Consider the following 26,302-nt stretch of genomic DNA (forward strand, 5'->3'; position numbering starts at 1 on the left):
ACGGCCCGAGCGCGTACGGGGCCGAAGCTGGACCTGCGGGACCCCGCGGCCCTCGCGCGGGGCCGGGGCACGCGGTTACTCGACGCGGCGCAGGGCGTCCGCGGGGCGCAGCCGCGAGGCGCGCCAGCCGCCGAAGGCGCCCGCGATCAGGCCGCCGCCGATGGCGAGCGAGGCCGCGAGGACGATGGTCGCGAGACCGACCGGGGCGCTGAGCGCGATGTCGAGGGTGCGCTCGGCGGCCTGTCCCATGGGGCCGCCGCCTCCGCCCGGCCCCGAGACGACCATGCCGCCGCCACCGCCGCCCGGTCCGCCGCCCGTGAGCCCGCCGCCGAGTTCGGCGGTGAGGGTCGGCGAGACCGCGGTCACGGCGTAGGCGCCCGCGAGGCCCACACCGATGCCGAGCACACCGCCGATCAGCCCGTTGACCAGGGCCTCGCCGACGACCTGCCGGGTGACACGGCCCGACTTCCAGCCGAGCGCCTTGAGCGTGCCGAACTCGCGTACGCGCCGGCTGACCGCCGAGGAGGTGAGCAGCCCCGCCACGAGGAAGGCGGCCGCGAGCACCGCGTACGAGAGCCACTTGCCCACGTTGGAAGCGAGGCCGGCCGCCGTGTCCAGCGAGCCCGAGACGGTCTTCGCGAGGTCGGCGGAGGTGGTGACGGTGGTGTCCGGGACGTTCTCCTGGATGGCGTCCTTGACCGCCGCGATCTGCTGCGAGTCGGCGGCCTTCACGTACACCGTCGTGATCTTGTCCTTGGAGTCGGAGAGCGTCTGCGCCTGCTTCAGCGGGATGTAGACGTTCGACGGGGCCTGGCCCTTGTCGGCCGTCGCGATGCCGACGATCTCGAACTCGGTGCCCTTGACGGAGATCTCGTCGCCCGTCGTGAGGTCTTCCTTCTTCGCGTACGCGGAGTCGACGACCGCGACCTTCGCGTCGGTCTCGGAGTCCTTGAAGGTCCGGCCCTTGGTGAGGGTGGACGAGGTCAGCGGGCCGAGGTCCGGCTTCGTGACGTCCGTGCCGAAGACGGTGAAGGAGTTGACGCCGAAGTCCGCGCCGCCGCCGCGCACCCGGCCCTGGCCGCCCTCGCCGGGCTTCTGTCCGGGCTCGGCGGGCGCCGCCTCGATCTCGCCGCGCTTGAACTCGCCGCTGATCTTCAGGTTGGTGAGGCTGAGCCCGCCGACCGCGTCGGCGACGCCGTCCTGCCGCGCCACGGTGTCGACGGTGGAGGCGCCGAGCGTCTGGAAGCCCTGCACCATCAGCTGGTCGCTCGCCTGCTCCTCGCCGTCCTCGTTCGCGTCGAACCGGAAGCGGGGGCGCTGCGGTGCCTCGCCCTCCTCGGGCTCCTCCTGCGCCTTGGTGACGGTCATGTCCGTGCCGAGCCCGTACAGCGACTCGAGGACCTTGCCCTGGGCCTGCTTCATGCCCGCCGAGACGGAGTTGACCACGATGACCAGGGCGATGCCGAGCGCGAGCCCGGAGGCGACGACGAGCGCCGCCTTTCTGCGGCGGCGCAGCTCACGCCGCAAGTAGGTGAAGAACATGCGGCTGAAGGTAGGAAGGGCGCGTGATGGCGGGATAAGGGCCGTGTGAGAGCGCGATGAGAAGGCCAACGGCGCGGAAACACCGCTTCTGGTACGGGAGATGGCCCGCACCTCGCGTGCGAGGTACGGGCCATCGGGGTCCCGGGGGCGGGCGGCGCGGGTCAGGCCTGCGAGCCCGCCGTCCACTCGGCCCAGCTCATGTTCCAGCCGTTGAGACCGTTGTCGGGGGCGATGGTCTTGTCGCCGGTGTTCTTGACGATCACCACGTCGCCGACCATCGAGTTGTCGTAGAACCAGGCACCCGGGGTGTTCGGGTCGTCGGCGCCCTTGGCGTCCTGCAGACCCACGCAGCCGTGGCTGGTGTTGGCGGAGCCGAAGATGCCCTTGCCCCAGTAGTTGCCGTGGATGAAGGTGCCGGAGGTCGACAGGCGCATCGCGTGCGGCACGTCCTTGATGTCGTACTCGCCCTTGCCGTCGTCGTCCGTGAAGCCGACCGTCGCACCGTTCATCCGGGTCTCCTTGAACTTCTCGGAGATCACCATCTCGCCCTCGTACGTCTTGTTCTCGGGCGCACCGGCGGAGATCGGGATGGTCTTGATGACCTTGCCGTCGCGCTCGACGGTCATCTGCTTCGTCTTGGCGTCGACCGTGGAGACCTGCGAGCGGCCGATCTTGAAGGTGATCGACTTCTGCTGGACGCCGTAGACACCGTCGGCGCCCTCGACGCCGTCGAGCTTCAGGTCGAGCGTGACGGTGGAGCCGGCCTTCCAGTAGTCCTCGGGGCGGAAGTCGATCCGCTGCGAGTTGAACCAGTGGCCGACGACCTCCTGGCCGCTGCTGGAGGTGACGGTGATGCCCTTCTGGACATGGGCCTTGTTCTCGATCGCCTTGTCGAAGTTGATCGAGACCGGCATGCCCACGCCGACGGTGGAGCCGTCCTCGGGCGTGAAGTTGCCGATGAAGCTGTTGGTGGGCGCGACCGTGGTGAACGTGGTGTTCTCGTGCGCGTCGCGGCCCTCGGAGTCCTTCGCGACGACCGCGACCTTGTAGGTGGTCGCGCGCTCCAACTGCGCGTCCGGCTTCCAGGTCTTCTTGTCCGCGGAGAGCGAGCCGGCGACCTTCGTGCCGTCGGCGGTGGTCATGGTGACCTCGGTCAGGGTGCCGTCCTTGACGGTGACCTTGCCGGCGTTGTTGATCGAGGCGTTCTTCGACCCGTTCTTCGGGGATACGGATATTCGGGCGGCGGAGGTGTCCTGCGCGGCGGCCTGGTCGGTCTTCTCCTGCTGCGAGTCCTTGCCCTTCGTCCCCTCGTCCCCGCTGCTGCAGGCCGAGAGCACGAGCACGCCACCGAGCAGTGCGGACACGGCCACAAGGCCCCTGCTCCGCTTGCTGTCCGTCATCACACGCTTCTCCATCGTTGCCGAATCCCCGGAAAACCCCGAAAGTCCCCGTTTGTCCCCGTGCCCAGCGAAACTGCGCACACCCTTACAACACGCGTACCAGCTCACCCGGTTCCGAAACGGCACCGGATGTGGCCGAGGACACGCATCCTGTCCAGGCATTTCGACAGGACGGGCGCCCATCGGACGCCACACGACGAAACCCCGGACGAGCGGTCCGACGGACCCGCACGACCGGGGTTCAGTACCCACGTCGAGCCTACGCGCCGACCGCGGCCGCTCCGTAGGGATGCGTGTGATTCTCGTCGCGTTCGCGACCTTGATCGCCTTCGCCGCGTTCGCCGGATCCGCCGTGTTCGCCGTATTCGCCGCGCTCCCCCTCTTCCTCCTCCCACTCGGGCTCCTCCTCTTCGTAGGCGAGGTCGCCGTCCTCGTCCAGGAGGTCCTCGTCGTCCTCGTCCCACGCCTCGTCGGGGACGTGGTCGACGGACTCGCTGCTCCAGGAGGCCTGGGCCAGTTCGACCCCCGGCACCTCCGCGACCAGGTCGAACGGGTCGACGAGGTAGGCGAGCGCCTCGGCCGCCTCCTCCTGCACGGCGGATTCGGCGTGCACGCGCTCGTCGTCCGGCATGTACGCGTCCTCGCCGATGCGGTCGAGCGCGGCACCGGCCAGGGCGCCCTCGTCGGTGACTTCGAGGACGAGTTCCACACGTAGGCGCACGAAACGGGATGTCTCAGAGGTGGTCATGGACGGAGCGTAAGTCGAAAGCCACCCTCCACTTTCGCGCGACCCGCTGGGTTCACTACCATCGCCGCAGACGGTCCAACTTCCGGCACCACTAGGGGGATCGACTCCGTGTCACCCGCACGCCGTTCACTTCTCACCGCCACCGCCGCAGGGTCCCTGCTCGGCGCTCTGTGGTTCGTTCCTTCGGCGACGGCCAGTGGGGAGCAGAAGGAGCAGGCGGCCGCGGACGCGGCGGCCGACCGGGCGCAGTCCACGGGAACGTCGGCCTACGCGGCGCCCGCGCCGAACACCGGCGGGACCCGGCTCGCGGAGACCGGGTCGACGGACACCACCCCGTACATCGCCGGCGGCCTCACCTTCCTGATCTCCGGCGTGGGAATCTTCGCGCTCAGCCGCCGCCGGGTCGTCGAGGCCTGAGCCGCCGCGCCCCCGGGCCCCGGCCGCCACGACCGCGGGCCCCGCCCCCGGGTGGGGCGAGGCCCGGCACAGGCGTCCGCTGCGGCTACTCGCCCGGCCACCGGGGCGCGCGCTTCTCGTTGAAGGCCGCGACGCCTTCCGCGCGGTCGCCGGAGAAGGCCACCGTGCGCCAGGCGGCGTCCTCGACGTCGAGGCCCGCGCGCAGGTCGAGACCGTGCCCGAGCCGCAGCGCACGCTTGGCGGCCCGCAGCCCGACCGGCGAGTTGGCGGCGATGCGGGAGGCGAGCGCGAGTGCCTCCGTACGGTCCTCGCCGGCCGCGACGAGCTGGTCGACCAGGCCCAACTCCCGTGCCTCCGCGGCCTCCACGCGGCGGGCCGAGAAGATCAGCTCGGCGGCGCGCGCGGCACCCACCCGGCGCGGCAGCAGCTGCGTACCGCCGCCGCCGGGGATGACACCCACGGAGACCTCGGGCAGGCCGACCACGGCGGTGGCGTCGGCGACGATCAGGTCGCAGGACAGGGCGAGTTCGAAGCCGCCGCCCAGCGCGAAGCCGTGCACCGCGGCGATGGTGGGCATGGGCAGTTCGAGCACACCGGTGTAGGCGGCGCGGGCGACCGGGCGCTGGCGGAGCAGCTCGGCGTCGGTGAAGGAGTTGCGCTCCTTGAGGTCGGCGCCCACGCAGAAGGCCCGCTCGTGCGAGGACGTGAGGACCACGACGCGGGCGTCACGGTCGGCGGACAGGGCCGCGCAGGCCTCGCCAATCGCGGCCGCCATGGCGCTGGACACCGCGTTCATGGCCTTGGGCCGGTCCAGCACGAACTCGGCGACGTATCCGTGCCGGCGCACGGCCACGAACTCGCCGTACCGCTCCTCGTGTGCCGCCTCTGCCATGGGTCACCCTCCCTGTTAACGGACGTTCACCGACCTGGGCATCATGGCAGACGCCGCCCCGCCGGACGCCCACCGGTAACGGTCACTCCCCGAACCCACCCGTGACACATTGCGATTCAGTCCGTAGGCTGCTGAATATGACTATGCACACCGTGGTGCTCGGGACGACCGGCACCACCCCTGCCGACGTACTTGCCGTGGCGCGCCAGAACGCGAAGGTCGAGCTGTCCGCCGAAGCCGTCACCGCCCTCGCGAAGGCCCGCGAGATCGTGGACGCGCTCGCCGCGAAGCCCGAACCGGTCTACGGCGTCTCGACCGGCTTCGGCGCGCTGGCCACGCGCCACATCAGCACCGAACTCCGGGCCCAGCTGCAGCGCAACATCGTCCGCTCGCACGCGGCCGGCATGGGTCCGCGCGTGGAGCGCGAGGTCGTGCGCGCGCTGATGTTCCTGCGCCTGAAGACCGTCTGCTCGGGCCACACCGGTGTGCGCCCCGAGGTCGCGCAGACCATGGCGGACCTCCTGAACGCCGGGATCACGCCCGTCGTGCACGAGTACGGCTCCCTCGGCTGCTCCGGCGACCTCGCCCCGCTCTCCCACTGCGCGCTCACGCTGATGGGCGAGGGCGACGCGGAGGGCCCGGACGGCACGGTCAGGCCCGCCGGCGAGCTGCTCGCCGAGCACGGCATCCGGCCCGTGGAGCTGCGCGAGAAGGAGGGCCTCGCCCTCCTCAACGGCACCGACGGCATGCTCGGCATGCTGCTGATGGCCATCGACGACCTGGAGCGGCTCTACAAGAGCGCCGACATCACGGCCGCGCTCTCCCTCGAAGCGCTCCTCGGCACGGACAAGGTGCTCGCCCCCGAACTGCACGCCATCCGCCCGCACCCGGGCCAGGGCGCCGCGGCCGCCAACATGCTTGCCGTCCTTGAGGGTTCGGGCCTCACGGGTCACCACCAGGACGACGCCCCGCGCGTGCAGGACGCGTACTCGGTGCGCTGCGCCCCGCAGGTCGCGGGCGCGGGCCGCGACACCCTCGCGCACGCCGCGCTCGTCGCCTCGCGCGAACTGGCCTCCGCCGTCGACAACCCGGTCGTGCTGCCCGACGGCCGCGTCGAATCCAACGGCAACTTCCACGGCGCCCCGGTCGCGTACGTCCTCGACTTCCTCGCCATCGCCGCCGCCGACCTGGCGTCGATCTCCGAGCGCCGCACCGACCGCCTGCTCGACAAGAACCGCTCGCACGGCCTGCCGCCCTTCCTCGCGGACGACGCGGGCGTGGACTCGGGCCTGATGATCGCCCAGTACACGCAGGCCGCCCTGGTCAGCGAGATGAAGCGGCTCGCGGTCCCCGCGTCGGCGGACTCCATCCCGTCCTCCGCGATGCAGGAGGACCACGTCTCGATGGGCTGGTCGGCGGCGCGCAAGCTCCGTACGGCCGTGGGCAACCTCGCCCGCGTGATCGCCGTCGAGCTGTACGCGTCGACGCGCGCGATCGAGCTGCGGGCGGGGCTGACCCCGGCGCCGGCCTCGGCCGCCGCCATCGCCGCGGCGCGCGAGGCGGGCGTCGCCGGCCCCGGCCCGGACCGCTACCTCTCCCCCGACCTGGCGGCCGCGGAGTCGTTCGTACGGGACGGGGGGCTGCTCGCCGCAGTGGAGAAGATCACCGGCCCACTGGCGTAGCCACCGCCTGGGGGGGCGCAGCCGCGCTCCAGGCGCGAGCGCCGGCCGACACCGGCGGGGACGCGCACTCCCACCGGCCGGCAGCCGCGGCTCCGGCGGAAGGGGACGGGGAGGGGTGCCGGTTACACGGGCACCCCCCACCCGGACGACCACGCTCGCAGACCTGCGGCGCCATTGCCCGTGTAACCGGTACCCCGGACCGGCACCGACCCCAAACGAAACCCGCACGCGCATCGGAACGCAGCCGACGGCGACCGCAGACGACGGCGACCGCAACCGACGGCGACCGCGACCGACGGCGACCGCAGGCGACGGACACCACAGACGAGAGGGCAACCCCGACCGGAGGGACGAAAAACCCCCAATTCCCCCATACCTCCCTACGCTGGGGAGATGGCAGAGGAAAACCGCCTGGCCGGCGTCGTACGCGTGGCACAGGCCATGGCCGCCGCGCACAGCCCGCGCGAGTCATGGCTGGCCGCGGCGCACGGCGCCCAGCGCGCGCTCGGCGGCAGCTTCGCCGCGCTCTCGGTCTGGGAGCGCGAGCGCGGACGGCTCAAGGTCCTGGTCAACGCCGGCGAACGGGCCCCCGGGGAGGAGGAGTTCCCCGACAACGAGACCTATCCCGTGCACCAGTTCCCGGAGATCACCGAGTTCCTGCACGAGCGCTGGGCGGGCGGCGGCGAGCCCAACGCCTGGGTCGAGACGGCCGAGGGCCCGACCGACGGAGCCGGCGGCTACTGCCACCAGCGGGTGGCCGCCCTGCGCCGCCGCGGCCGCGGCTGCTGCGTGGTCGCCCCGATCGTGCTGCACGGGCGGGCCTGGGGCGAGCTGTATGTGGCCCGCCCCGCCGGAGCTCCCGTCTTCGGCCGCGAGGACGCCGACTTCGCCACCGTACTCGCCGCCGTGATCGCCGCGGGCCTCGCCCAGACCGAGCGCCTCGAAGAGGCCCGCCGGCTCGCCTTCACCGACGCCCTGACCGGCCTCGCGAACCGGCGCGCGGTGGACGCCCGCCTCGACGAGGCCGTGGAGCTGCACCGCCGCGACGGCACGGTGGTGTCCCTGGTCGTGTGCGATCTGAACGGCCTCAAGCGCGTCAACGACACCCGGGGCCACGCGGTCGGCGACCGCCTCCTGGAACGCTTCGGCTCGGTCCTGTCCCTGTGCGGCGCGATGCTCCCCGGCGCGCTCGCGGCCCGCCTGGGCGGCGACGAGTTCTGTCTGCTCTCGGTGGGTCCGCCGGCCGACGACGTCGTACGGGTGGCGGGGGAACTCTGCGTACGGGCCGCGGACTTGGACCTCGGCGAGGGCGTGGCCTGCGGTGTCGCCTCGACGGGCGACCCGATCGGCCCGCTGCGCTCGGCCCGCCGCCTGTTCCGGCTCGCGGACGCGGCCCAGTACCGCGCGAAGGCGGCCCGCGCGACCGAGCCGGTGGTGGCGGGCCGCGAGGGCCCGGAGGACCCGGTCATCCGCCTGGCGGACACACCGCAGCCGGAACGCAAGGGGGAACGGCGCCGGTTCCGCCGGTGAGGACTGCCCCGTGGGGGTGTGGGGGCGTCAGCCCCCACAGATACGCCGCCGCGGAGCAGCACGCGGGCGCAGCCCGCCACAGCTCAGCCTCGCCGGGTCAGCAGCCAGGGCTCCACCACACCGAGCCCCCGCACCGGCCGCTGCCACATCGGCTGCAACGCGAACCGGTACGACGGCGGCGTCTCCCCCGCGGCCAGCGCCTTCTCCGCCTCGGCCGCCGCCTCCGCCTCCGACACCGGCGCGTCCCCGGAGCGCTGCAGGTCCTGCGCGAACGCCCCGTCCACGAGGACGGCGTCCTTCGGCGCTATGGACGTGAGCCGCGACGCCAGGTTCACCGTCGTACCGAACACGTCGCCCATCCGCGTGGTCACCGTGCCGAACGCGATGCCCACACGCAGCTCGGGCATCGTCTCGTCGCCGGCCATCGTCTCGATGAGCCGCAGCGCGATCTCCGAGGCGGTCCCGGCGTCGTCCGCCGCGAACAGCACCTCGTCGCCCAGCGTCTTGATCAGCCGCCCGCCGTTGGCCGCGACCAGATCCGCGGACGTGGTCTCGAACGCCTCGACCAGCTCGCCGAGTTCCTCCTCCTCCATGCGGCGCGTCAGGCGCGTGAAGCCGACGAGGTCCGCGAAGCCGACGGCGAGCCGCCGGTCCACCATCTCCTCGTCGTCCGCGGCCTGCACGACCCGTCCCGTCGCGGCCGCGAGCTGCCGCCGCCACACGTAGACGAGGAACTCCTCCAGTTCCGGCAGGAGCAGCTCCATGAGCGGATACGTGACCTCGGTGCGGGTCATGCCCGGCTCGGGCGGCTCGGTGAGGCCCGCGAGGAACGAGTCGATCTGCCACTCGGCGAGCCGCGCCGTGGTCTGCCCGGTGGAGCGCGCCACCTGCACGGCCATCGCCTCGCTGAGCAGTCCGGCCTCGACGAGACCGGCGAGCCGGCGCAGCGCGAGCACGTCCGCCTCGGTGAGCGCCTTGGCCTGCCCGATGTCCGCGAAGCCCATCGCGCGCCAGAAGCGGGAGGCCAGCTCCATCGAGACGCCCGCGGTGCGGGCCGCCTGGAACGGGGTGTAGCGCCGCTCCGCGCCGAGGATCAGCCCTTCGAGGCGCAGCGCCAGCGGGTCGGTCTCGCTCTCGGCCCGCTCGGGGCCGCCGGCCGCCGCCTGCGCGGCGTGGTCGACCGGCCGGGGGCCGGGCTCCTCGTCGTGCCCGCCCGGAGCGCCGTCGGCGGTGCCGCCCGGCGTACCGGCGGACGCGTTCTCGGCGTGCGCGGTGGCGGAGCCGGCGTGGGAGCCCGAGTCATCGACGGTCACTGCCTGCTGCCCTGCCCTTCCGCACTCGCTGCCGCTGCGTACACCCGCATCTGCGCCACTTGATCTGTCACGGCCCCATAACGACTGACGAACGGGCTCAACGATACGGCAGGTGTGGGCTGGCTCACGTAGGTACGGAAGTCCTCAGGCGGACTCGCTGTCCGTGCCGTCCCCGGACGCGGCCCTCAGATGCACCACGTCCCCGGCCCCGACCGCCTCGCGGCCGCCGCCGTCCGTGGCGATGACCAGCCGTCCGTCGCCGTCGAGGGCGACGGCCTCGCCGACGAGGCTGCGCTCGCCCGGCAGTTCGGCGCGTACCCGGCGCCCGAGCGTGGCACACCCGGCGGCGTACGCCTCCTGAAGTCCGCACGCGGCCGGGTCGCCGGCCGCCTTGCGCCAGGCCCCGTACCACTGCTCGAGCGAACGCAGCACGGCGCGCAGCAGCGTGTCGCGGTCCAGGAGGCGGGCCCCGGCGAGGGCGAGGGAGCCGGCCGTCGGTACGGGGAGTTCGTCCGCGGCGAGGTCCACGTTGAGGCCGATGCCGAGCACGACGAAGCGCTCGCCTGCGCGTTCGGCGAGGATGCCGCCGGCCTTGCGCTCCTGGCCGTCGACGGTGACGAGGAGGTCGTTGGGCCACTTCAGTGCCGTGTCGATGCCGGCGACGCGCGAGAGGGCGGTCGCGGTGGCGACGCCGGCGAGCAGCGGCAGCCAGCCGAGCCGGTGCACGGGGATCTCCGCGGGCTCCAGGAGCACGGAGAAGAACAGGCCCGAGCGCGGCGGCGCGCTCCAGGTCCGGTCGAGCCGCCCACGGCCCGAGGTCTGCACCTCGGCGACGAGGACCGCGCCCTCCTCCGCCTCCCCCGCGGCGGCGTGCGCGGCGAGGTCGGAGTTGGTGGACCCGGTGGCCTCCACGACGTCGATGTCGCAGTACAGGCCGCCGTCGGTGTTCGTCAGCGCACGGCGCAGCGCGGCCCCGTTCAGCGGGGGCCGCTCCAGGTTCGACCAACGGTTCGCGGAGGGGTTTTCGCTCGTCATGCAAGACAGACTAGGTGTGGGGAACACCGCACTGCCGGTAGCGGTCCGCGCTACTACGCTACGCATCAGTAGCCAAGCGTTCTCATACGAGCATTCGTGTTCTTCGAGCAGGCAGGGAGCCGCATCCCGATGTCCGAGCCGCAGCAGGCGTCCGAGCAGACAGCGCAGATCGACATCCATACGACCGCGGGCAAGATCGCCGATCTGCAGCGGCGTATCGAGGAAGCGACCCATGCGGGTTCGGCGCGCGCGGTGGAGAAGCAGCACGCCAAGGGCAAGCTGACGGCGCGCGAGCGGATCGAACTGCTCATGGACGAGGGCTCGTTCGTCGAGCTCGACGAGTTCGCCCGGCACCGCTCGACGGACTTCGGCCTGGAGCAGACCCGCCCGTACGGCGACGGTGTCGTGACCGGCTACGGCACGGTCGACGGCCGTCCGGTCGCGGTGTTCTCGCAGGACTTCACGGTCTTCGGCGGTGCGCTCGGCGAGGTCTTCGGGCAGAAGATCATGAAGGTGATGGACTTCGCCCTCAAGACGGGCTGCCCGGTGGTCGGGATCAACGACTCCGGTGGTGCGCGCATCCAGGAGGGCGTGATGGCCCTCGGGATGTACGGCGAGATCTTCCGCCGCAACACCCACGCCTCGGGTGTCATCCCGCAGATCTCCCTGGTCGTCGGCCCGTGCGCGGGCGGCGCCGTGTACTCCCCCGCCATCACCGACTTCACGGTGATGGTCGACCAGACCTCGCACATGTTCATCACCGGACCGGACGTCATCAAGACGGTCACCGGCGAGGACGTGGGCTTCGAGGAGCTGGGCGGCGCGCGCACCCACAACTCCACCTCGGGCGTGGCCCATCACATGGCGGGCGACGAGAAGGACGCGATCGAGTACGTCAAGTCGCTGCTCTCCTACCTGCCGTCGAACAACCTGTCCGAGCCGCCGGCCTTCCCCGAGGAGGCCGACCTCGAACTGTCCGACGAGGACCGCGAGTTGGACACGCTGATCCCGGACAGCGCGAACCAGCCGTACGACATGCACACCGTCATCGAGCACGTCCTCGACGACGGTGAGTTCTTCGAGACGCAGTCGATGTTCGCGCCGAACATCCTCACCGGCTTCGGCCGCGTGGAGGGCCGCCCGGTCGGCATCGTGGCCAACCAGCCGATGCAGTTCGCGGGCTGCCTGGACATCAACGCCTCGGAGAAGGCGGCGCGTTTCGTGCGCACCTGCGACGCGTTCAACGTCCCGGTCCTGACCTTCGTCGACGTGCCGGGCTTCCTGCCGGGCACCGACCAGGAGTACGGCGGCATCATCCGCCGCGGCGCCAAGCTGATCTACGCGTACGCGGAGGCCACGGTCCCGCTGATCACGATCATCACGCGCAAGGCGTTCGGCGGCGCGTACGACGTGATGGGCTCCAAGCACCTGGGCGCGGACCTCAATCTCGCCTGGCCGACGGCCCAGATCGCCGTCATGGGCGCACAGGGCGCGGTGAACATCCTGCACCGCAAGACCCTGGCCGCCGCCGAGGACGTGGAGGCCACGCGCGCCCGGCTCATCCAGGAGTACGAGGACACGCTGCTCAACCCGTACACGGCGGCCGAGCGCGGCTACATCGACGCCGTCGTGATGCCCTCGGAGACCCGCCGCCAGGTCGTCCGCGGCCTGCGCCAACTCCGTACGAAGCGCGAGTCGCTGCCGCCGAAGAAGCACGGCAACATCCCCCTCTAGGCCGACCTGACGACGACCGCTAGGAGGTCCGCCGATGATGATCAAGGTGGTCCGGGGCAATCCGACCCCGGAGGAGCTGGCCGCCGCTCTGGCGGTGGTCCAGGCGCGCGCCGCGTCCCTGAGCGCTCAGGGCCCCGGCGCGCCCGCCCCGGCCGACGCCTGGTCCGACCCGGCCCGCGTGGCCCGCGACCGCCTGCCCGCTCCGGGGCCGACGGCGTGGGCGCGTACGTACTGGCCCGGATAGGCACACGGAACACAGCGCACGGATAACGGCGCGCAGAACACAGCACGCGGATAGCGGCGCGCGGAACACAGCACGCGCAAAGGCCGGCGGACCCACGTCCGCCGGCCTTTCCGTACGCGTACGGGTGCAGGAGGCACGCGGGTCCCGGCACCCGTCCCCTCACACGCGCGGCGAGGTCTCCAGGACCCGCTCCAGCTCCGCCGCCATCCGCGCGTACCCCTCGTCATCGGGGTGCAGGGCGTCCCCCGAGTCGTAGCGCGGCGCGATGCGCTCGGGGTCGGCGGGGTCCGCGAGGGCGCGGTCGAAGTCGGCCACCGCGTCGAACTCCCCCGAGGTGCGGATCCACGCGTTCACCTCGTCGCTGACCCGCGCCGCGTGCACCCCGTGGTGGTCCGAGCCGCCGAACGGCAGCAGCGTGGCGCCGACCACGCGCACCCCCCGCGCGTGCGCCTGGCGGATCAACTCCCGGTATCCGGCGATGAGTTCCTGCGCCGAGACCTCGGGGGCCGGCCAGAAGGTCGGCCGCTCGTACCCGGCCTTCTGCGCCTCCGAGAACCCGATGTCGTTCACTCCTTGCAGCACGACGGCCGTGGTGACCCCGGGCTGGTCGAGCACGTCCCGCCCGAAGCGGGCCGTGCCCCGGTCCCCGTACCAGGCCGAGTCGTTCAGGACGAGGTTGCCGCCGATGCCCGCGTTGAGCACCGGCCGCTCGATGCGGTCGGCGAGCGCGTCGGAGTAGCGGCGGTTCGCGCCGGGGGTGGAGCCGAAGCCGTCGGTGATCGAGTCGCCGAAGAGCGCCACCGCGCCCGTGCGCGGCCCCTCTGCCACGTCCACGCCCGTGAGGTAGTACCAGGACTGCGTCTTCTCGTCGAAGGCGCGGCCCGTGACGTCGGCGCGGTGGTCGCCGTCGGCCCGGTAGGTGTCGGCGAAGCCCTGCGCGTGGAACGTGGCCGGTCCCGTGGCGCCCGCCAGGTACAGCGTGACGGTGACGGACTCCTCGGCGCCGACGTCCAGGACGGCCGGATCGCTCGCGGTCTGCCCTCGGGCCGGGATCACCGTCGACTCCTTCCCGCCGAAGGTCAGCCGCCGCACCGACCCTTTCTCCACGGCGGCACCCTCGCCGGAGCGCGCGATGGTCGCGCCGGTGATGTGCAGGGGCCCGGCCCCGTAGGCGTTGGAGAGCCGGATACGGGCCCGCTCACCGGCCTCGCTGACGCGGACGACCTGGCGCAGTGTCTGGTGCGAGAAGCCCTGTTGCGACCAGTTCGCCGTGAACCCCTCGCTCGGGCGCTGCGGGGACGCCGCCCAGGCGGCGGTCCATGCGGAGGTCCGGCTGGCGGATGCGGGTGCGGCTGCGGGATCCGCCGCGGGCCCGGCGGTGGCCTCGGTGCCCGCGAGCAGCGTGAGGCCGAGGGTGGCGGCGGTGAGCGGGGCGAGGGCACGGCGCAAGGACTTGTTCATGACACACCTTCTCTAACGGGATTGCAGTTCCTTTAAGGCCAGACAGACAGTAGCAGACTTCATCGCCCTAACGGAACAGCGGACCCTTTAGCGGCTAACCAGGCCTACGTGAAGGACAGTTGGGGCACGCGGTACGGAGCGGCAGTTGAGTACGCGTACTCAGGCGCCGCGGCGGCGGGAAGCGGAGTATCGACCTCATGCTCTGGTCCGACCCCGAGAACAAGCCGCCCAAGGAACTGCGCGACATGCAGGCGATGATGCGGCGCGCGGGCTTCGTGCTCGCCCTGGCGATGGTGCTCGCGATGTTCGTCCTGGGGGTGCACTGAAGGCTCGTCCCCGGGATGCACCGAGAGACCGGCAGAGGCCGGTATCACCCCCACCCGGGCTGCCGCAACCGGCCGGGGCGTCCTATCGTCCTACTGCGGAAGCAACTGCCGGGGAGGGGCGCACCAAGTGAACAAGCCATTGCGGCACATCGCCATCTTTTGTGGGCTGCTTGTGCTCGCACTGCTCATCCGCGCGAACTGGATCCAGTACGCGCAGAGCGACGATCTGAGCAAGCACGAGAAGAACCGCAGGGTCACCATCGAGCGGTACGCGCAGCCGCGCGGCAACATCCTCGTGGCCGGTAAGCCCATCACCGGTTCCAAGGCCGTCGACGGGCAGGACTACAAGTACAAGCGGACCTTCAAGCAGGGCCCGATGTACGCCCCCATCACCGGCTACTCCTCGCAGGCCTTCGGCTCCACCGCTCTGGAGAACCTGAACGACGAGCTGCTCTCCGGCACCGACGACCGGCTGTTCATCCAGAACACCGTGAACATGCTGACCGGCAAGAAGCAGCGCGGCGGCGACGTCTACACGACCATCGACCCGGACGCGCAGAAGGCCGCCTTCGAAGGCCTCGGCAGGCTCAACCTGAAGGGCGGCGTCGCCGCGATCGAGCCGGAGACCGGCAAGATCCTCGCGCTGGCCTCCACCCCGTCGTACGACCCCTCGACGTTCGCGGGGATGAGCAAGGCCGACGGGGACCAGTGGAAGAAGCTGAACGCCGACAAGGCCAAGCCGCTCGTCAACCGGGCGCTCAAGGAGACCTACCCGCCGGGCTCCACCTTCAAGGTGCTCACCGCCGCGGCGGCCATCGAGGCGGGCAAGGTCACGGACGTCAACGAGCCGACGGACACCCCCGACCCGTACAAGCTCCCCACCACCTCGACCTTCCTGCCGAACCACACCGAGGGCCTGCCCTGCAAGAACGCCACGGTGACGGACGCCATGGAGGTCTCCTGCAACACTGTGTTCGCCAAGCTGGCGGACGAGGTCGGCAAGGACAAGATGCGTGAGGTCGCCGAGGGCTTCGGGTTCAACGACGGCGAGCTCGACACCCCGATCCGGGCCGCCAAGTCCATCTACCCGTCCGAGATCGACCGTCCGCAGACCGCGCTCAGCGGCATCGGCCAGGGCTCGGTGACCGCGAGCCCGCTCCAGATCGCGATGCTCGCCGCCGGGATCGCCAACGACGGCAAGGTCATGAAGCCGTACCTGGTCGACGAGTTGCGCGGCCCCGACCGGGACGTGCTCGCGAAGACCACACCCTCCGTGCGCTCCGAGCCGATCTCCGCCGACACTGCCGCGCAGGTCCGCGAGGCCATGGAGTCCACCGCGAAGAACGGCTCGGGCCGGCCCGCCCTCCTGGAGGACCAGGGCATCACCGTGGGCGCCAAGACCGGTACGGCCCAGCACGGCGCCAACAACGAGCTGCCGCCGTACGCCTGGTTCATCTCCTACGGCAAGAACAGCGACGGCAAGCAGGTCGCGGTCGCCGTCTTCGTGGACCCGGGCCAGGACATCCCGCGCGCGGACATCGCGGGCGGCAAGCTGGGCGGCCCGATCGCGAAGGACGTGATGAAGGCGGTCCTCCTGAAGGACTGACGCCTTCCGCAACTGCCGCTTCCCGTACGGGAGAAGGGCCCCTGACCGTCACGGCAGGGGCCCTTCCTCGCGTACGTGAGCGGCTGCCCCGCCCGTTACCCTGGCCCGCATGACTGCTCAGCCCGCCCGCCGCCTGATCCTCGCCTCCCAGTCCCCCGCCCGCCTGGGCCTGCTCCGCCAGGCCGGCCTCACCCCCGAGGTGATCGTCAGCGGCGTCGACGAGGACGCCCTCACCGCGCCCACGCCCGCCGAACTCGCCCGCGTACTCGGCGAGGCGAAGGCGCAGGCGGTGGCCGCGCGCCCCGAGGCGGCCGGCGCCCTGGTCGTGGGCTGCGACTCGGTGCTCGAACTCGACGGCCAGGCGCTCGGCAAGCCCGCCGACGCCGAGGAGGCCACCGCGCGCTGGAAGGCGATGCGCGGCCGGGCCGGGGTGCTCCAGACCGGGCACTGCGTGATCGACACGGCGAGCGGACGGCAGGTCTCGGCCACCGCGTCCACCACGGTGCGCTTCGGGGAGCCGAGCGACGCGGAGATCGCCGCGTACGTCGCCAGCCGTGAACCCCTGTACGTGGCGGGCGCGTTCACCCTCGACGGCCGCTCGGCACCCTTCGTCGACGGCATCGAGGGCGACCACGGCAACGTCATCGGGATCTCGCTGCCGCTGCTTCGCCGGCTGCTCGCCGACCTCGGTGTGCAGATCACCGACCTGTGGGCGCCCGCGGAGGACTGAGAGGGGCCCTCAGGGCCCTCTCCTGGTGCTCAGGCGGCCTGCGGCGCCCCGTCACCGCCCGCCGGAGCCGGGGGCGCGTCCTCGGGTCCGGCCGGCTGCTTCTCGTATCCCATGAGGCTGAGCACCAGCAGGCCGAACATCACCATCATGAAGACGAACGCCGGCCAGCCGACCATGCCCACGGTGAGCGCGCCGAGCACCGCGTGCAGCACCGCCGCGCTGATCAGCAGGATGCGCGCGAACCGGCCGTGCGAACGGCCCCGGATCGCGGACAGCAGCAGGATCAGGGCGCAGGCGCCGAGGTAGAGGAAGACCACGCCGGCGAGCACGAAGCTGGACGTCGACATGACGTCCGGGTCGAGCCCGGCGAGCGACATCGACTGGGCGTCGGCGATCTTGCCGAGCGCCACGTTGACGATCACCAGGCCGACGGCCTCGACGACCAGCAGGATCGCGGCCACGATTGCCGCCGTTCTGCGCACCACGCGTACCCCTACCCCTGGTTACACCTACACGTCGCCGCGAACGCTACTGACGGGTAGGGCGATCGACAAGGGGTACGGGCCACCCGCCGGGCCGCCGGGCAAAGTTTGATACGGCCATTCGTAGGGACTCCACAAAGAAACGCGCGGAGGCGCTGGTCGCCAAGACAGAGACCTGCACCACATTCCGCGGCTACCGTGCTGTCGGGAAACCCGGCGTACCGTGGTGCGACAAGGGATTTCGCGAGTGGAGCGGCCCTCGCATCACACTCCGTGTGGGCAAGCTCACCCTTGGGGACGGGTCGAAAGCCCGTGTCGGCAGTCCCTAAACTCAGCTTGTTTCAAGGAGGGAGCCATCGTGCGCAAGGTGCTGATCGCCAACCGTGGCGAAATTGCTGTCCGCGTGGCCCGGGCGTGCCGGGACGCAGGGATCGCGAGCGTAGCCGTCTACGCCGACCCGGACCGGGACGCTCTGCATGTACGGGCCGCGGACGAGGCGTTCGCCCTCGGGGGTGACACCCCGGCGACCAGCTACCTGGACATGGAGAAGGTCCTCAAGGCCGCCCGTGAGTCCGGTGCCGACGCCGTCCACCCCGGCTACGGCTTCCTCTCCGAGAACGCGGAGTTCGCCCAGGCGGTCCTGGACGCCGGTCTGATCTGGATCGGCCCGCCGCCGCACGCGATCCGCGACCTGGGCGACAAGGTCGCCGCGCGGCACATCGCGCAGCGCGCCGGCGCCCCGCTGGTGGCCGGCACGCCGGACCCGGTGAGCGGCGCCGACGAGGTCGTCGCGTTCGCCGAGGAGCACGGTCTGCCGATCGCGATCAAGGCCGCGTTCGGTGGCGGCGGCCGCGGTCTGAAGGTGGCCCGCACCCTCGAAGAGGTCCCCGAGCTGTACGACTCGGCCGTGCGTGAGGCCGTGGCCGCCTTCGGCCGCGGCGAGTGCTTCGTGGAGCGCTACCTGGACAAGCCGCGGCACGTCGAGACCCAGTGCCTGGCCGACTCCCACGGCAACGTGGTGGTCGTCTCCACCCGTGACTGCTCGCTCCAGCGCCGCCACCAGAAGCTGGTCGAGGAGGCGCCCGCGCCGTTCCTCACCGAGGAGCAGAACAAGCAGCTGTACGCGGCTTCGAAGGCGATCCTGAAGGAGGCCGGCTACGTCGGCGCCGGCACCGTCGAGTTCCTCGTCGGCCTGGACGGCACGATCTCCTTCCTCGAGGTCAACACCCGCCTCCAGGTGGAGCACCCGGTCACCGAAGAGGTCACCGGCATCGACCTGGTGCGCGAGATGTTCCGTATCGCCGACGGCGAGGAGCTCGGCTACGGCGACCCCGAAATCCGCGGCCACTCCTTCGAGTTCCGCATCAACGGCGAGGACCCGGGGCGCAACTTCCTTCCGGCGCCCGGCACCGTGACGAAGTTCGAGCCGCCGACCGGCCCGGGCGTCCGTCTGGACGCCGGTGTCGAGTCCGGCTCGGTCATCGGCCCGGCCTGGGACTCGCTGCTGGCGAAGCTGATCGTCACGGGTGCGACGCGTGAGCAGGCGCTCCAGCGCGCCGCGCGTGCGCTCGCGGAGTTCAAGGTCGAGGGCATGGCCACGGCCATCCCGTTCCACCAGGCCGTGGTGGTCGACGAGGCCTTCACCGCCTCGCCGTTCAAGGTCCATACCCGCTGGATCGAGACCGAGTTCGTCAACGAGATCAAGCCGTTCGCGGTGACGCCCGAGGCCGAGGACGAGGACGAGGCCGGTCGCGAGACCATCGTCGTCGAGGTCGGCGGCAAGCGCCTGGAGGTCTCGCTGCCTTCCTCGCTCGGCATGACCCTGGCCCGCACGGGACTTGCGGCCGGCGCCAAGCCGAAGCGCCGCGCGGCCAAGAAGTCCGGCCCGGCGGCCTCCGGCGACACACTCGCCTCGCCGATGCAGGGCACCATCGTCAAGGTCGCGGTCGAGGAGGGCCAGGAGGTCGCCGAGGGCGATCTCATCGTGGTCCTCGAGGCGATGAAGATGGAGCAGCCGATCAACGCGCACCGGGCCGGCACGGTCAAGGGCCTGTCCGCCGAGGTGGGCGCGTCGCTCACGTCGGGTGCGGTGATCTGCGAGATCAAGGACTGATCAGCACGGGTCAACTCCCGTACGAGAAAGGGCTCCTGGCGCTGCGCCGGGGGCCCTTTCCCGTGTCCAGGCCCGGGCGTGTGTGGTGCCTTGTCCCGTACGTCGGACGCGTACGGCATCTTCCCGTACGTCGGACGCGTACGGCATCTTCCCGTACGTCGGACGCGTAGGGCGCCTTCCCGTTCCGCGGACGCGTGCGGTGGCCGTACCGGCCCGCGGCCGAGGCGGACTTCGCCCCGTACCGCGCGGGCCCGGACCGTCCGGAGTCCTGCCCGGACACCCACCGGTCGTACCGAGTGGGCCCGGCCTCAGCTCCGGCGGACGGCTCCCTCCGGCTACCTGCGCCGGAGGTCTGCCACCCGTGCCTCGCCCGCGCTTGCCAGGGCGCTTGCCGAGCGCAGCCCCTGGGGGGCGCCCGGGACTCCGCGGCGCTGGCCCGGGAGAGGCACGTCCCGGCGTGGCTGGCGCCCCGCCGGGACGGGATCGGCGCCCTGCACCGGACCTGACGCTCCGGCCACCGCGACCTGCACGCCCTGGTCGGCCAGGGCCTGGAGCTCGGTGGCGGCGCGCTCGTCGTGGGCCGGGGGCTCGTCCGTGACCAGGCGCGTGATGACGTCCGTCGGCACCGTCTGGAACATGGTGTCCGTGCCCAGCTTGGTGTGGTCCGCGAGGACCACCACCTCCGCCGCGGCCTGGACGAGAGCCCGGTCCACCGACGCCGAGAGCATGTTGGACGTGGAGAGCCCGCGCTCCGCGGTCAGACCGCTGCCCGAGAGGAAGGCGCGGGAGACCCTCAGGCCCTGGAGCGACTGCTCCGCACCGCTGCCCACCAGGGCATAGTTCGAGCCACGGAGCGTCCCGCCGGTCATCACCACTTCGACACGGTTGGCATGCGCCAACGCCTGTGCCACCAGAAGGGAATTGGTGACGACGGTCAGGCCCGGCACGCGGGCGAGCCGGCGGGCCAGCTCCTGCGTGGTCGTGCCCGCGCCGACGACGATGGCCTCGCCCTCTTCGACGAGTCCCGCGGCGAGGTCGGCGATGGCCGTCTTCTCGGCGGTCGCGAGGTGGGATTTCTGCGGGAAGCCGGATTCACGGGTGAATCCGCCGGGGAGGACCGCACCGCCGTGGCGGCGGTCCAGGAGTCCTTCTGCCTCCAGCGCCCGCACGTCCCGCCGTACGGTCACTTCGGAGGTCTGGACGACGCGGGCGAGCTCACGGAGCGAAACGGCCCCGTTGGCGCGCACCATTTCGAGGATCAATTGGCGACGTTCTGCAGCGAACACGAAACTGACAGTAACCCCAACGTCCGTCTGGTTTCAGCACTTTGCGCCGAATTACAGAAGATGAGCGTATGGGGACAGCAGAAGTGGTATAGGGGCCCAGTCCGCTGGCCTATGCCAGACGACTGGGCCCCAACGCAGCGTAACCGACGGCTAGTTGGCGGTGTGAGGCTTCCTCACCTGCGGCAACGGACCCGCCGGCGCGGGCGGTTCAGCCCTCGCCGGTCGCCTTGCGCGTGTGCAGCTGGCGGGCGACCTCGGCGATCGAGCCCGACAGGGAGGGGTAGACCGTGAACGCATTCGCGATCTGTTCCACCGTCAGGTTGTTGTCGACCGCGATCGAGATGGGGTGGATCAGTTCCGAAGCGCGCGGGGCGACGACCACGCCGCCGACCACGATGCCCGTACCGGGACGGCAGAAGATCTTGACGAAGCCGTCGCGGATGCCCTGCATCTTCGCGCGCGGGTTGCGCAGCAGCGGGAGCTTGACGACGCGGGCGTCGATCTTGCCGCCGTCCACGTCGGCCTGCGTGTAGCCGACCGTGGCGATCTCGGGGTCGGTGAAGACGTTGGACGAGACCGTCTTGAGGTTGAGCGGGGTGACCGCGTCGCCCAGGAAGTGGTACATCGCGATGCGGCCCTGCATGGCGGCGACGGAGGCGAGGGCGAAGACACCGGTGACGTCACCGGCGGCGTAGACCCCGGAGGCGGACGTCCTGGACACCTTGTCGGTCCAGATGTGACCGGACTCCTTCAGCCTGACCCCGGCCTCTTCCAGGCCCATCCCGGCGGTGTTGGGGATGGCGCCGACAGCCATCAGGCAGTGCGTGCCGGAGATGACGCGGCCGTCGGAGAGCGTGACCTCGACGCGGTCGCCGACGCGCTTGGCGGACTCGGCGCGCGAGCGGGCCATGACGTTCATGCCGCGGCGGCGCATGACGTCCTCGAGGACGGCGGCGGCGTCCGGGTCCTCGCCCGGGAGCACGCGGTCGCGGGAGGAGACGAGGGTGACCTTCGAGCCGAGCGCCTGGTAGGCACCCGCGAACTCGGCACCCGTGACACCCGAGCCGACCACGATGAGCTCCTCGGGGAGCTCGTCGAGGTCGTAGACCTGGGTCCAGTTGAGGATGCGCTCGCCGTCCGGCTTGGCGTCCGGCAGCTCGCGCGGGTGGCCGCCGGTGGCGATCAGGACGGCGTCGGCGGTGAGCAGGGTCTCGGTGCCGTCGGCGGCGGTGACGATGACGTCGCGCGTGCCGTCGATGCCGGAAGGACCGGCGAGACGCCCACGCCCCCTCATGACCTTCGCGCCGGCGCGCGTCACGGAGGCGGTGATGTCGTGCGACTGGGCGAGCGCGAGGCGCTTCACACGCCGGTTGACCTTGCCGAGGTCCACGCCGACGACGCGGGCCGGGCTGTCGGGGTCGGGGGTGTCGTCCTCGACGATGATGCCGAGCTCTTCGTACGACGAGTCGAAGGTGGTCATCACCTCGGCCGTCGCGATCAGAGTCTTGGACGGCACGCAGTCGGTGAGCACCGACGCCCCGCCCAGACCGTCGCAGTCGACGACGGTCACCTCCGCGCCGAGTTGAGCCGCCACGAGGGCCGCTTCGTATCCGCCGGGTCCGCCACCGATGATCACGATCCGAGTCACGTACTCCATTGTCCCGCACGACCGCGGGGCTTTCGCCCCCGGGGGCGCCGCCCGGGTCGGCGCCCGGGCCGTGTCCCGGGGCGGGGCTGGGCCCGCACCCGGCCTCACCAGTCCGCACGCCCACCAACGGCCACTGCCGTACCCTCAAACTCATGTCGCTCTACGCCGCGTACGCCGGCAATCTCGACCCGCGGCTCATGTCCCGCCGCGCCCCGTACTCGCCGCTGCGCGCCACCGGGTGGCTGAACGGGTGGCGCCTGACGTTCGGCGGGGAGCACATGGGGTGGGAGGGCGCCCTGGCCACGATCGTGGAGGCACCGCGCTCGCAGGTCTTCGTCGCGCTGTACGACATCGCGCCGATGGACGAGGACTCGATGGACCGCTGGGAAGGCGTGGGGCTCGACATCTATCGGCGGATGCGCGTACGGGTGCAGACCCTGGAGGGCGAGCTGCCCGCGTGGGTGTACGTACTCAACGGCTACGAGGGCGGGCTGCCCTCGGCACGCTACCTGGGCGAACTGGCAGACGCGGCCGAGTCGGCCGGGGCGCCGCACGACTACGTGATGGAGCTGCGCAAGCGGCCTTGCTGAGTGTGGGGGGCCGGGTGGGGGTCGGGATCGCGTGCGGTGCGGGGCCGCGTGCGGGTCGGGTTCCGCGTGCGGTTCGGGTTCGCGTGCGGCCGAGTGCGGTACGCGGCGGGGGTGCAGGGGGCGGAGCCCCCGCCAGCTGATGCGTCCGGCGCGCCTCCTCCTTCGGTCCTGTCGCGCCCCGCGTCCGGTCCGGGTCCGCCCTACGTGGCGCGGTGCGGGCTGCCGATTGCGGTACGTGCCGGGGGTGCAGGGGGCGCCCCCCAGGTGGTGCGGCTGGTTGGTGCGCCCCTTCGGGCGACTCTCACCCACGGCCCGGCCCGGCTCTCGCTCGCGGTATCGGTCTCAGCTGCGGCCCTGTGCACTTCCCCCGTCGCCCCAACCCCCCTGACCCGCCTGGCCAAGCCCGTTGCGTGTGCGGGTGCGATCCGCGTTCCCGTTCGTTTGGGGTCGGTGCCGGTCCGGGGTACCGGTTACACGGGCAATGGCGCCGCAGGTCTGCGAGCGTGATCGTCCGGGTGGGGGGTGCCCGTGTAACCGGCACCCCTCCCCGTCCCCTCACGCCCGGAGCGCGGCTGCCGGCCGGTGGGCGTACGCGTCACGACACCGCCCGGCGTTCCGTGCGGCTCCGGCTTCCGTGGGCTCCGTACGGCGGGGTGTGAGGTGGGGCTTGGGGGATCCCACAAGAGGTTCCCGCCACACTCGTGGGCCGCAGGTCTACGCGCGTAGGCCCAAAACGGCTACCCTCTTCCGCGTGAACGCTTCGAATACGCCCCCCACCGACCCCTACGCCACCGCCGACGCCGCAGCGAGCAGGCTGCGCGAGCTGACCGGGGCCGAGACCCATGACGTCGCCCTCGTGATGGGCTCCGGGTGGGCTCCCGCCGTCGACGCCCTCGGCACCCCCGAGGCCGAGTTCGCCGTGACCGAGCTGCCCGGCTTCCCGCCGCCGGCCGTCGAGGGCCACGGCGGCAAGATCCGCTCGTACAAGATCGGCGACAAGCGTGCGCTGGTCTTCCTCGGGCGGACCCACTACTACGAGGGCCGTGGCGTCGCCTCCGTGGCGCACGGCGTGCGCACCGCCGTCGCCGCCGGCTGCAAGACGGTCGTCCTGACCAACGGCTGCGGCGGTCTGCGGGACGGGATGCGTCCGGGTCAGCCCGTGCTGATCAGCGACCACCTCAACCTGACGGCGACCTCGCCGATCGTGGGCGCGAACTTCGTCGACCTGACCGACCTGTACTCGCCGCGGCTGCGCGCGCTGTGCAAGGAGGTCGACCCGACGCTGGAGGAGGGCGTGTACGCGCAGTTCCCCGGCCCGCACTACGAGACCCCGGCCGAGATCCGCATGGCCCGCACCATCGGCGCGGACCTCGTCGGCATGTCCACCGTGCTCGAGGCGATCGCCGCGCGCGAGGCGGGCGCCGAGGTGCTCGGCATCTCGCTGGTCACGAACCTCGCGGCGGGCATGACGGGCGAGCCCCTGAACCACGAAGAGGTCCTCCAGGCGGGCCGCGACTCGGCCACGCGCATGGGCCGCCTGCTCACCCAGGTGCTCGACCGCATCTGAGGGGTACGTGTGGGGGCGGGCTCCGTCGTACGGGCGGGGCCCGCTTGTACGGACGGGGCGGCTCCCCTCGTACGGGGCGGGAGCACTCCTCCCGTACACCCGCAAGGGGGATCTGCCCCGAAACCCCCACAATCCCCCCGCACCCCTCACTCCCCGCAACCCCCCGGAAGCCGGAAGTCCCGAAAGGCAATCCACGTGTCGGAAGAACTCATCGCTCGCGCACAGACCTGGCTCGCCGAGGACCCCGATCCGGAGACCCGCGAGGAACTCGCCAAGCTCATCGAGGCGGACGACCGCGACGCGCTGGCGGAACGGTTCGCCGGGACGCTTCAGTTCGGCACCGCCGGGCTGCGCGGTGAGCTGGGTGCGGGTCCGATGCGGATGAACCGGTCCGTCGTCATCCGCGCGGCCGCCGGCCTCGCCGCGTACCTCAAGGCCAAGGGGCAGACCGACGGCCTCGTCGTCATCGGCTACGACGCCCGCCACAAGTCGGCCGACTTCGCGCGCGACACCGCGTCCGTGATGACGGGCGCGGGGCTGCGTGCCGCCGTGCTGCCGAGGCCGCTGCCCACCCCCGTGCTCGCCTTCGCCATAAGGCATCTGGGCGCGGTCGCCGGTGTCGAGGTGACCGCCAGCCACAACCCGCCGCGGGACAACGGCTACAAGGTCTACCTCGGCGACGGCTCGCAGATCGTGCCGCCCGCGGACGCCGAGATCGCCGCCGAGATCGCGGCCGTCGGGGCGCTGGCCGACGTGCCGCGGCCCGACAGCGGCTGGGAGACCCTCGGAGACGAGGCCGTGGAGGCGTATCTGGCGCGTACGGACGCCGTCCTGAAGCCGGGCTCGGCCCGCACCGCGCGGACCGTCTACACGCCCATGCACGGCGTCGGCAAGCAGACGCTGCTCGCCGCGTTCGCGCGGGCCGGCTTCCCCGAGCCCGTCGTGGTGGCCGAACAGGCCGAGCCCGACCCGGACTTCCCGACCGTGGCGTTCCCGAACCCGGAGGAGCCGGGTGCGATGGACCTCGCGTTCGCCGCGGCCGAGCGCGAGCAGCCGGACCTGATCATCGCGAACGACCCCGACGCCGACCGCTGCGCCGTGGCCGTCCGCGACGGCGGCACGTGGCGGATGCTGCACGGCGACGAGGTCGGTTCGCTGCTCGCCGCGCATCTCGTGCGGCGGGGCGTGGAGGGCGTGTTCGCCGAGTCGATCGTGTCCTCGTCGCTGCTCGGGCGGATCGCCGCGAAGGCCGGTCTCGGGTACGAGGAGACGCTGACCGGGTTCAAGTGGATCGCCAAGGTCGAGGGCCTGCGGTTCGGTTACGAGGAGGCGCTGGGCTACTGCGTCGACCCCGAGGGCGTACGGGACAAGGACGGCATCACCGCGGCGCTGGCCGTGGCCGAGCTGGCCTCCGAGCAGAAGGAGCGGGGCGGCACGCTGCTCGACCTGCTCGACGAGCTGGCGGTGGAGCACGGGCTGCACGCGACCGACCAGCTGTCCGTGCGCGTCAAGGACCTGTCGCTGATCGCGGACGCGATGCGCCGGCTGCGCGAGCAGCCGCCGACCGTGCTCGCCGGCCTCGACGTCGTACGGCGTGAGGACCTGACCGAGGGCACCGAGACGCTGCCGCCGACGGACGGGCTGCGCTACACGCTGGACGGTGCGCGCGTGATCGTGCGGCCGAGCGGCACCGAGCCCAAGCTCAAGTGCTACCTGGAGGTCGTGGTGCCGGTCGAGGGCGGCGTGGCCGGGGTGCCCGCGGCCCGTGGGCAGGCCAAGGAGCTGATCGCCGCTCTGAAGCGTGATCTGGCGGTGGCGGCCGGGATCTGAGCCGTCGTCAGACCTGATGGGGTGGACCGCCGTTGCGGTGGTCCACCCCATCGTCGTATGCGGCTCCACCTCATCGTCGTCTGCTCGTCGTGCGCAGCCCTCCCCCTCGTACGTCTGACGGGTGAT

Annotated in this window: 22 protein-coding genes; 12 read left to right on the plus strand and 10 right to left on the minus strand. The window is 71.8% G+C overall.

The genetic code is table 11. The features are described from left to right. Window positions 1-75: 75 nt before the first annotated feature. The 3 genes from BLT97_RS19095 to BLT97_RS19105 all read right to left on the minus strand — a co-directional run bounded on the left by BLT97_RS19095 (window position 76) and on the right by BLT97_RS19105 (window position 3,690). Entirely contained in the window at window positions 76-1,542 is a 1,467-nt protein-coding gene (locus tag BLT97_RS19095) for an ABC transporter permease (protein WP_093611808.1), read from the minus strand. Window positions 1,543-1,703: 161 nt separating this feature from the next. Beyond that, a complete protein-coding gene (locus BLT97_RS19100; protein ID WP_093611810.1) occupies window positions 1,704-2,957 on the minus strand; it encodes a L,D-transpeptidase in 1,254 nt (417 codons plus the stop codon). A gap of 244 nt (window positions 2,958-3,201) precedes the next feature. After that, window positions 3,202-3,690, minus strand: a complete 489-nt coding sequence (locus tag BLT97_RS19105; RefSeq protein WP_093611812.1) for a hypothetical protein — start codon at window positions 3,688-3,690, stop codon at window positions 3,202-3,204. A gap of 108 nt (window positions 3,691-3,798) precedes the next feature. Here BLT97_RS19105 and BLT97_RS19110 point away from each other — a divergent pair, with 108 nt between their 5' ends. After that, window positions 3,799-4,107 carry an LAETG motif-containing sortase-dependent surface protein gene (locus BLT97_RS19110; RefSeq protein WP_093611814.1) on the plus strand — a complete coding sequence of 103 codons (309 nt, stop codon included), beginning with the start codon at window positions 3,799-3,801 and terminating at the stop codon, window positions 4,105-4,107. An 85-nt stretch (window positions 4,108-4,192) separates the two neighbouring features. On the opposite strand, the gene BLT97_RS19115 is transcribed toward BLT97_RS19110, so the two are convergent. Next, on the minus strand, window positions 4,193-4,999 hold the full coding sequence (locus tag BLT97_RS19115; RefSeq protein ID WP_093611816.1) for an enoyl-CoA hydratase/isomerase family protein: 807 nt from the start codon (window positions 4,997-4,999) through the stop codon (window positions 4,193-4,195). A 143-nt stretch (window positions 5,000-5,142) separates the two neighbouring features. Between BLT97_RS19115 and hutH the strand changes: the two genes are divergently transcribed. Beyond that, window positions 5,143-6,681, plus strand: coding sequence for a histidine ammonia-lyase (hutH, locus tag BLT97_RS19120; RefSeq protein ID WP_093611818.1), 1,539 nt, complete (start codon window positions 5,143-5,145; stop codon window positions 6,679-6,681). 393 nt (window positions 6,682-7,074) lie between these two features. After that, window positions 7,075-8,211 carry a GGDEF domain-containing protein gene (locus BLT97_RS19125; protein ID WP_093611820.1) on the plus strand — a complete coding sequence of 379 codons (1,137 nt, stop codon included), beginning with the start codon at window positions 7,075-7,077 and terminating at the stop codon, window positions 8,209-8,211. Window positions 8,212-8,294: 83 nt separating this feature from the next. On the opposite strand, the gene BLT97_RS19130 is transcribed toward BLT97_RS19125, so the two are convergent. Then, on the minus strand, window positions 8,295-9,524 hold the full coding sequence (locus tag BLT97_RS19130; RefSeq protein WP_093611822.1) for an adenylate/guanylate cyclase domain-containing protein: 1,230 nt from the start codon (window positions 9,522-9,524) through the stop codon (window positions 8,295-8,297). A gap of 144 nt (window positions 9,525-9,668) precedes the next feature. Next, window positions 9,669-10,559: a biotin--[acetyl-CoA-carboxylase] ligase gene (locus BLT97_RS19135; protein ID WP_093611824.1), complete on the minus strand. Its 891-nt coding sequence runs from the start codon at window positions 10,557-10,559 to the stop codon at window positions 9,669-9,671. Window positions 10,560-10,688: 129 nt separating this feature from the next. Between BLT97_RS19135 and BLT97_RS19140 the strand changes: the two genes are divergently transcribed. Together BLT97_RS19140 and BLT97_RS19145 are read left to right on the plus strand one after the other, a co-directional pair. After that, a complete protein-coding gene (locus BLT97_RS19140) occupies window positions 10,689-12,293 on the plus strand; it encodes an acyl-CoA carboxylase subunit beta (protein WP_093611826.1) in 1,605 nt (534 codons plus the stop codon). Window positions 12,294-12,327: 34 nt separating this feature from the next. Further along, window positions 12,328-12,537, plus strand: coding sequence for an acyl-CoA carboxylase epsilon subunit (locus BLT97_RS19145; RefSeq protein WP_093611828.1), 210 nt, complete (start codon window positions 12,328-12,330; stop codon window positions 12,535-12,537). A gap of 159 nt (window positions 12,538-12,696) precedes the next feature. On the opposite strand, the gene BLT97_RS19150 is transcribed toward BLT97_RS19145, so the two are convergent. Next, window positions 12,697-13,998 (minus strand): SGNH/GDSL hydrolase family protein, encoded by a 1,302-nt coding sequence (locus tag BLT97_RS19150; RefSeq protein ID WP_093611830.1) that lies wholly within the window; start codon window positions 13,996-13,998, stop codon window positions 12,697-12,699. Between the two features lie 197 nt (window positions 13,999-14,195). Between BLT97_RS19150 and mmpB the strand changes: the two genes are divergently transcribed. The 3 genes from mmpB to BLT97_RS19165 all read left to right on the plus strand — a co-directional run bounded on the left by mmpB (window position 14,196) and on the right by BLT97_RS19165 (window position 16,660). Beyond that, window positions 14,196-14,324, plus strand: coding sequence for a morphogenic membrane protein MmpB (gene mmpB / locus BLT97_RS38915; protein ID WP_093611832.1), 129 nt, complete (start codon window positions 14,196-14,198; stop codon window positions 14,322-14,324). Between the two features lie 127 nt (window positions 14,325-14,451). Beyond that, the gene (locus tag BLT97_RS19160; protein WP_093611834.1) at window positions 14,452-15,930 is read left to right on the plus strand and encodes a peptidoglycan D,D-transpeptidase FtsI family protein; all 1,479 of its coding nucleotides are present in this window, start codon (window positions 14,452-14,454) and stop codon (window positions 15,928-15,930) included. A 109-nt stretch (window positions 15,931-16,039) separates the two neighbouring features. Then, window positions 16,040-16,660 (plus strand): Maf family protein, encoded by a 621-nt coding sequence (locus tag BLT97_RS19165; RefSeq protein WP_093611836.1) that lies wholly within the window; start codon window positions 16,040-16,042, stop codon window positions 16,658-16,660. Window positions 16,661-16,689: 29 nt separating this feature from the next. On the opposite strand, the gene BLT97_RS19170 is transcribed toward BLT97_RS19165, so the two are convergent. Then, window positions 16,690-17,145 (minus strand): hypothetical protein, encoded by a 456-nt coding sequence (locus tag BLT97_RS19170; protein ID WP_093611838.1) that lies wholly within the window; start codon window positions 17,143-17,145, stop codon window positions 16,690-16,692. 355 nt (window positions 17,146-17,500) lie between these two features. Here BLT97_RS19170 and BLT97_RS19175 point away from each other — a divergent pair, with 355 nt between their 5' ends. Continuing rightward, entirely contained in the window at window positions 17,501-19,255 is a 1,755-nt protein-coding gene (locus BLT97_RS19175) for an acetyl/propionyl/methylcrotonyl-CoA carboxylase subunit alpha (RefSeq protein ID WP_093611840.1), read from the plus strand. A 335-nt stretch (window positions 19,256-19,590) separates the two neighbouring features. Here the strand turns inward: BLT97_RS19175 and BLT97_RS19180 are convergent, their stop codons facing one another. Both BLT97_RS19180 and BLT97_RS19185 read right to left on the minus strand, forming a co-directional pair. Continuing rightward, the gene (locus BLT97_RS19180; RefSeq protein ID WP_093611842.1) at window positions 19,591-20,541 is read right to left on the minus strand and encodes a DeoR/GlpR family DNA-binding transcription regulator; all 951 of its coding nucleotides are present in this window, start codon (window positions 20,539-20,541) and stop codon (window positions 19,591-19,593) included. A 208-nt stretch (window positions 20,542-20,749) separates the two neighbouring features. Next, window positions 20,750-22,198, minus strand: a complete 1,449-nt coding sequence (locus BLT97_RS19185) for an NAD(P)H-quinone dehydrogenase (protein WP_093611844.1) — start codon at window positions 22,196-22,198, stop codon at window positions 20,750-20,752. A 143-nt stretch (window positions 22,199-22,341) separates the two neighbouring features. Here BLT97_RS19185 and BLT97_RS19190 point away from each other — a divergent pair, with 143 nt between their 5' ends. From BLT97_RS19190 to BLT97_RS19200, 3 genes are all read left to right on the plus strand, one after another. Then, window positions 22,342-22,779, plus strand: a complete 438-nt coding sequence (locus tag BLT97_RS19190) for a gamma-glutamylcyclotransferase family protein (RefSeq protein ID WP_093611847.1) — start codon at window positions 22,342-22,344, stop codon at window positions 22,777-22,779. Between the two features lie 751 nt (window positions 22,780-23,530). Next, a complete protein-coding gene (locus tag BLT97_RS19195) occupies window positions 23,531-24,346 on the plus strand; it encodes a purine-nucleoside phosphorylase (protein WP_093611849.1) in 816 nt (271 codons plus the stop codon). A 195-nt stretch (window positions 24,347-24,541) separates the two neighbouring features. Further along, complete coding sequence (locus BLT97_RS19200; protein WP_093611851.1) at window positions 24,542-26,176, plus strand: phospho-sugar mutase; 1,635 nt, start codon at window positions 24,542-24,544, stop codon at window positions 26,174-26,176. Window positions 26,177-26,302: the final 126 nt, after the last annotated feature.

The sequence above is a fragment of the Streptomyces indicus genome (genome assembly GCF_900100315.1).
Lineage (GTDB): Bacteria > Actinomycetota > Actinomycetes > Streptomycetales > Streptomycetaceae > Streptomyces > Streptomyces indicus.

Bases quoted from the DNA above. Each gene is read 5' to 3' on its own strand.
- BLT97_RS19095 (WP_093611808.1), bottom strand. From the start codon at position 1,542: ATGTTCTTCACCTACTTGCGGCGTGAGCTGCGCCGCCGCAGAAAGGCG.
- BLT97_RS19100 (WP_093611810.1), bottom strand. From the start codon at position 2,957: ATGGAGAAGCGTGTGATGACGGACAGCAAGCGGAGCAGGGGCCTTGTG.
- BLT97_RS19105 (WP_093611812.1), bottom strand. From the start codon at position 3,690: ATGACCACCTCTGAGACATCCCGTTTCGTGCGCCTACGTGTGGAACTC.
- BLT97_RS19115 (WP_093611816.1), bottom strand. From the start codon at position 4,999: ATGGCAGAGGCGGCACACGAGGAGCGGTACGGCGAGTTCGTGGCCGTG.
- hutH (WP_093611818.1), top strand. From the start codon at position 5,143: ATGCACACCGTGGTGCTCGGGACGACCGGCACCACCCCTGCCGACGTA.
- BLT97_RS19125 (WP_093611820.1), top strand. From the start codon at position 7,075: ATGGCAGAGGAAAACCGCCTGGCCGGCGTCGTACGCGTGGCACAGGCC.
- BLT97_RS19135 (WP_093611824.1), bottom strand. From the start codon at position 10,559: ATGACGAGCGAAAACCCCTCCGCGAACCGTTGGTCGAACCTGGAGCGG.
- BLT97_RS19140 (WP_093611826.1), top strand. From the start codon at position 10,689: ATGTCCGAGCCGCAGCAGGCGTCCGAGCAGACAGCGCAGATCGACATC.
- BLT97_RS19145 (WP_093611828.1), top strand. From the start codon at position 12,328: ATGATGATCAAGGTGGTCCGGGGCAATCCGACCCCGGAGGAGCTGGCC.
- BLT97_RS19150 (WP_093611830.1), bottom strand. From the start codon at position 13,998: ATGAACAAGTCCTTGCGCCGTGCCCTCGCCCCGCTCACCGCCGCCACC.
- mmpB (WP_093611832.1), top strand. From the start codon at position 14,196: ATGCTCTGGTCCGACCCCGAGAACAAGCCGCCCAAGGAACTGCGCGAC.
- BLT97_RS19165 (WP_093611836.1), top strand. From the start codon at position 16,040: ATGACTGCTCAGCCCGCCCGCCGCCTGATCCTCGCCTCCCAGTCCCCC.
- BLT97_RS19185 (WP_093611844.1), bottom strand. From the start codon at position 22,198: ATGGAGTACGTGACTCGGATCGTGATCATCGGTGGCGGACCCGGCGGA.
- BLT97_RS19190 (WP_093611847.1), top strand. From the start codon at position 22,342: ATGTCGCTCTACGCCGCGTACGCCGGCAATCTCGACCCGCGGCTCATG.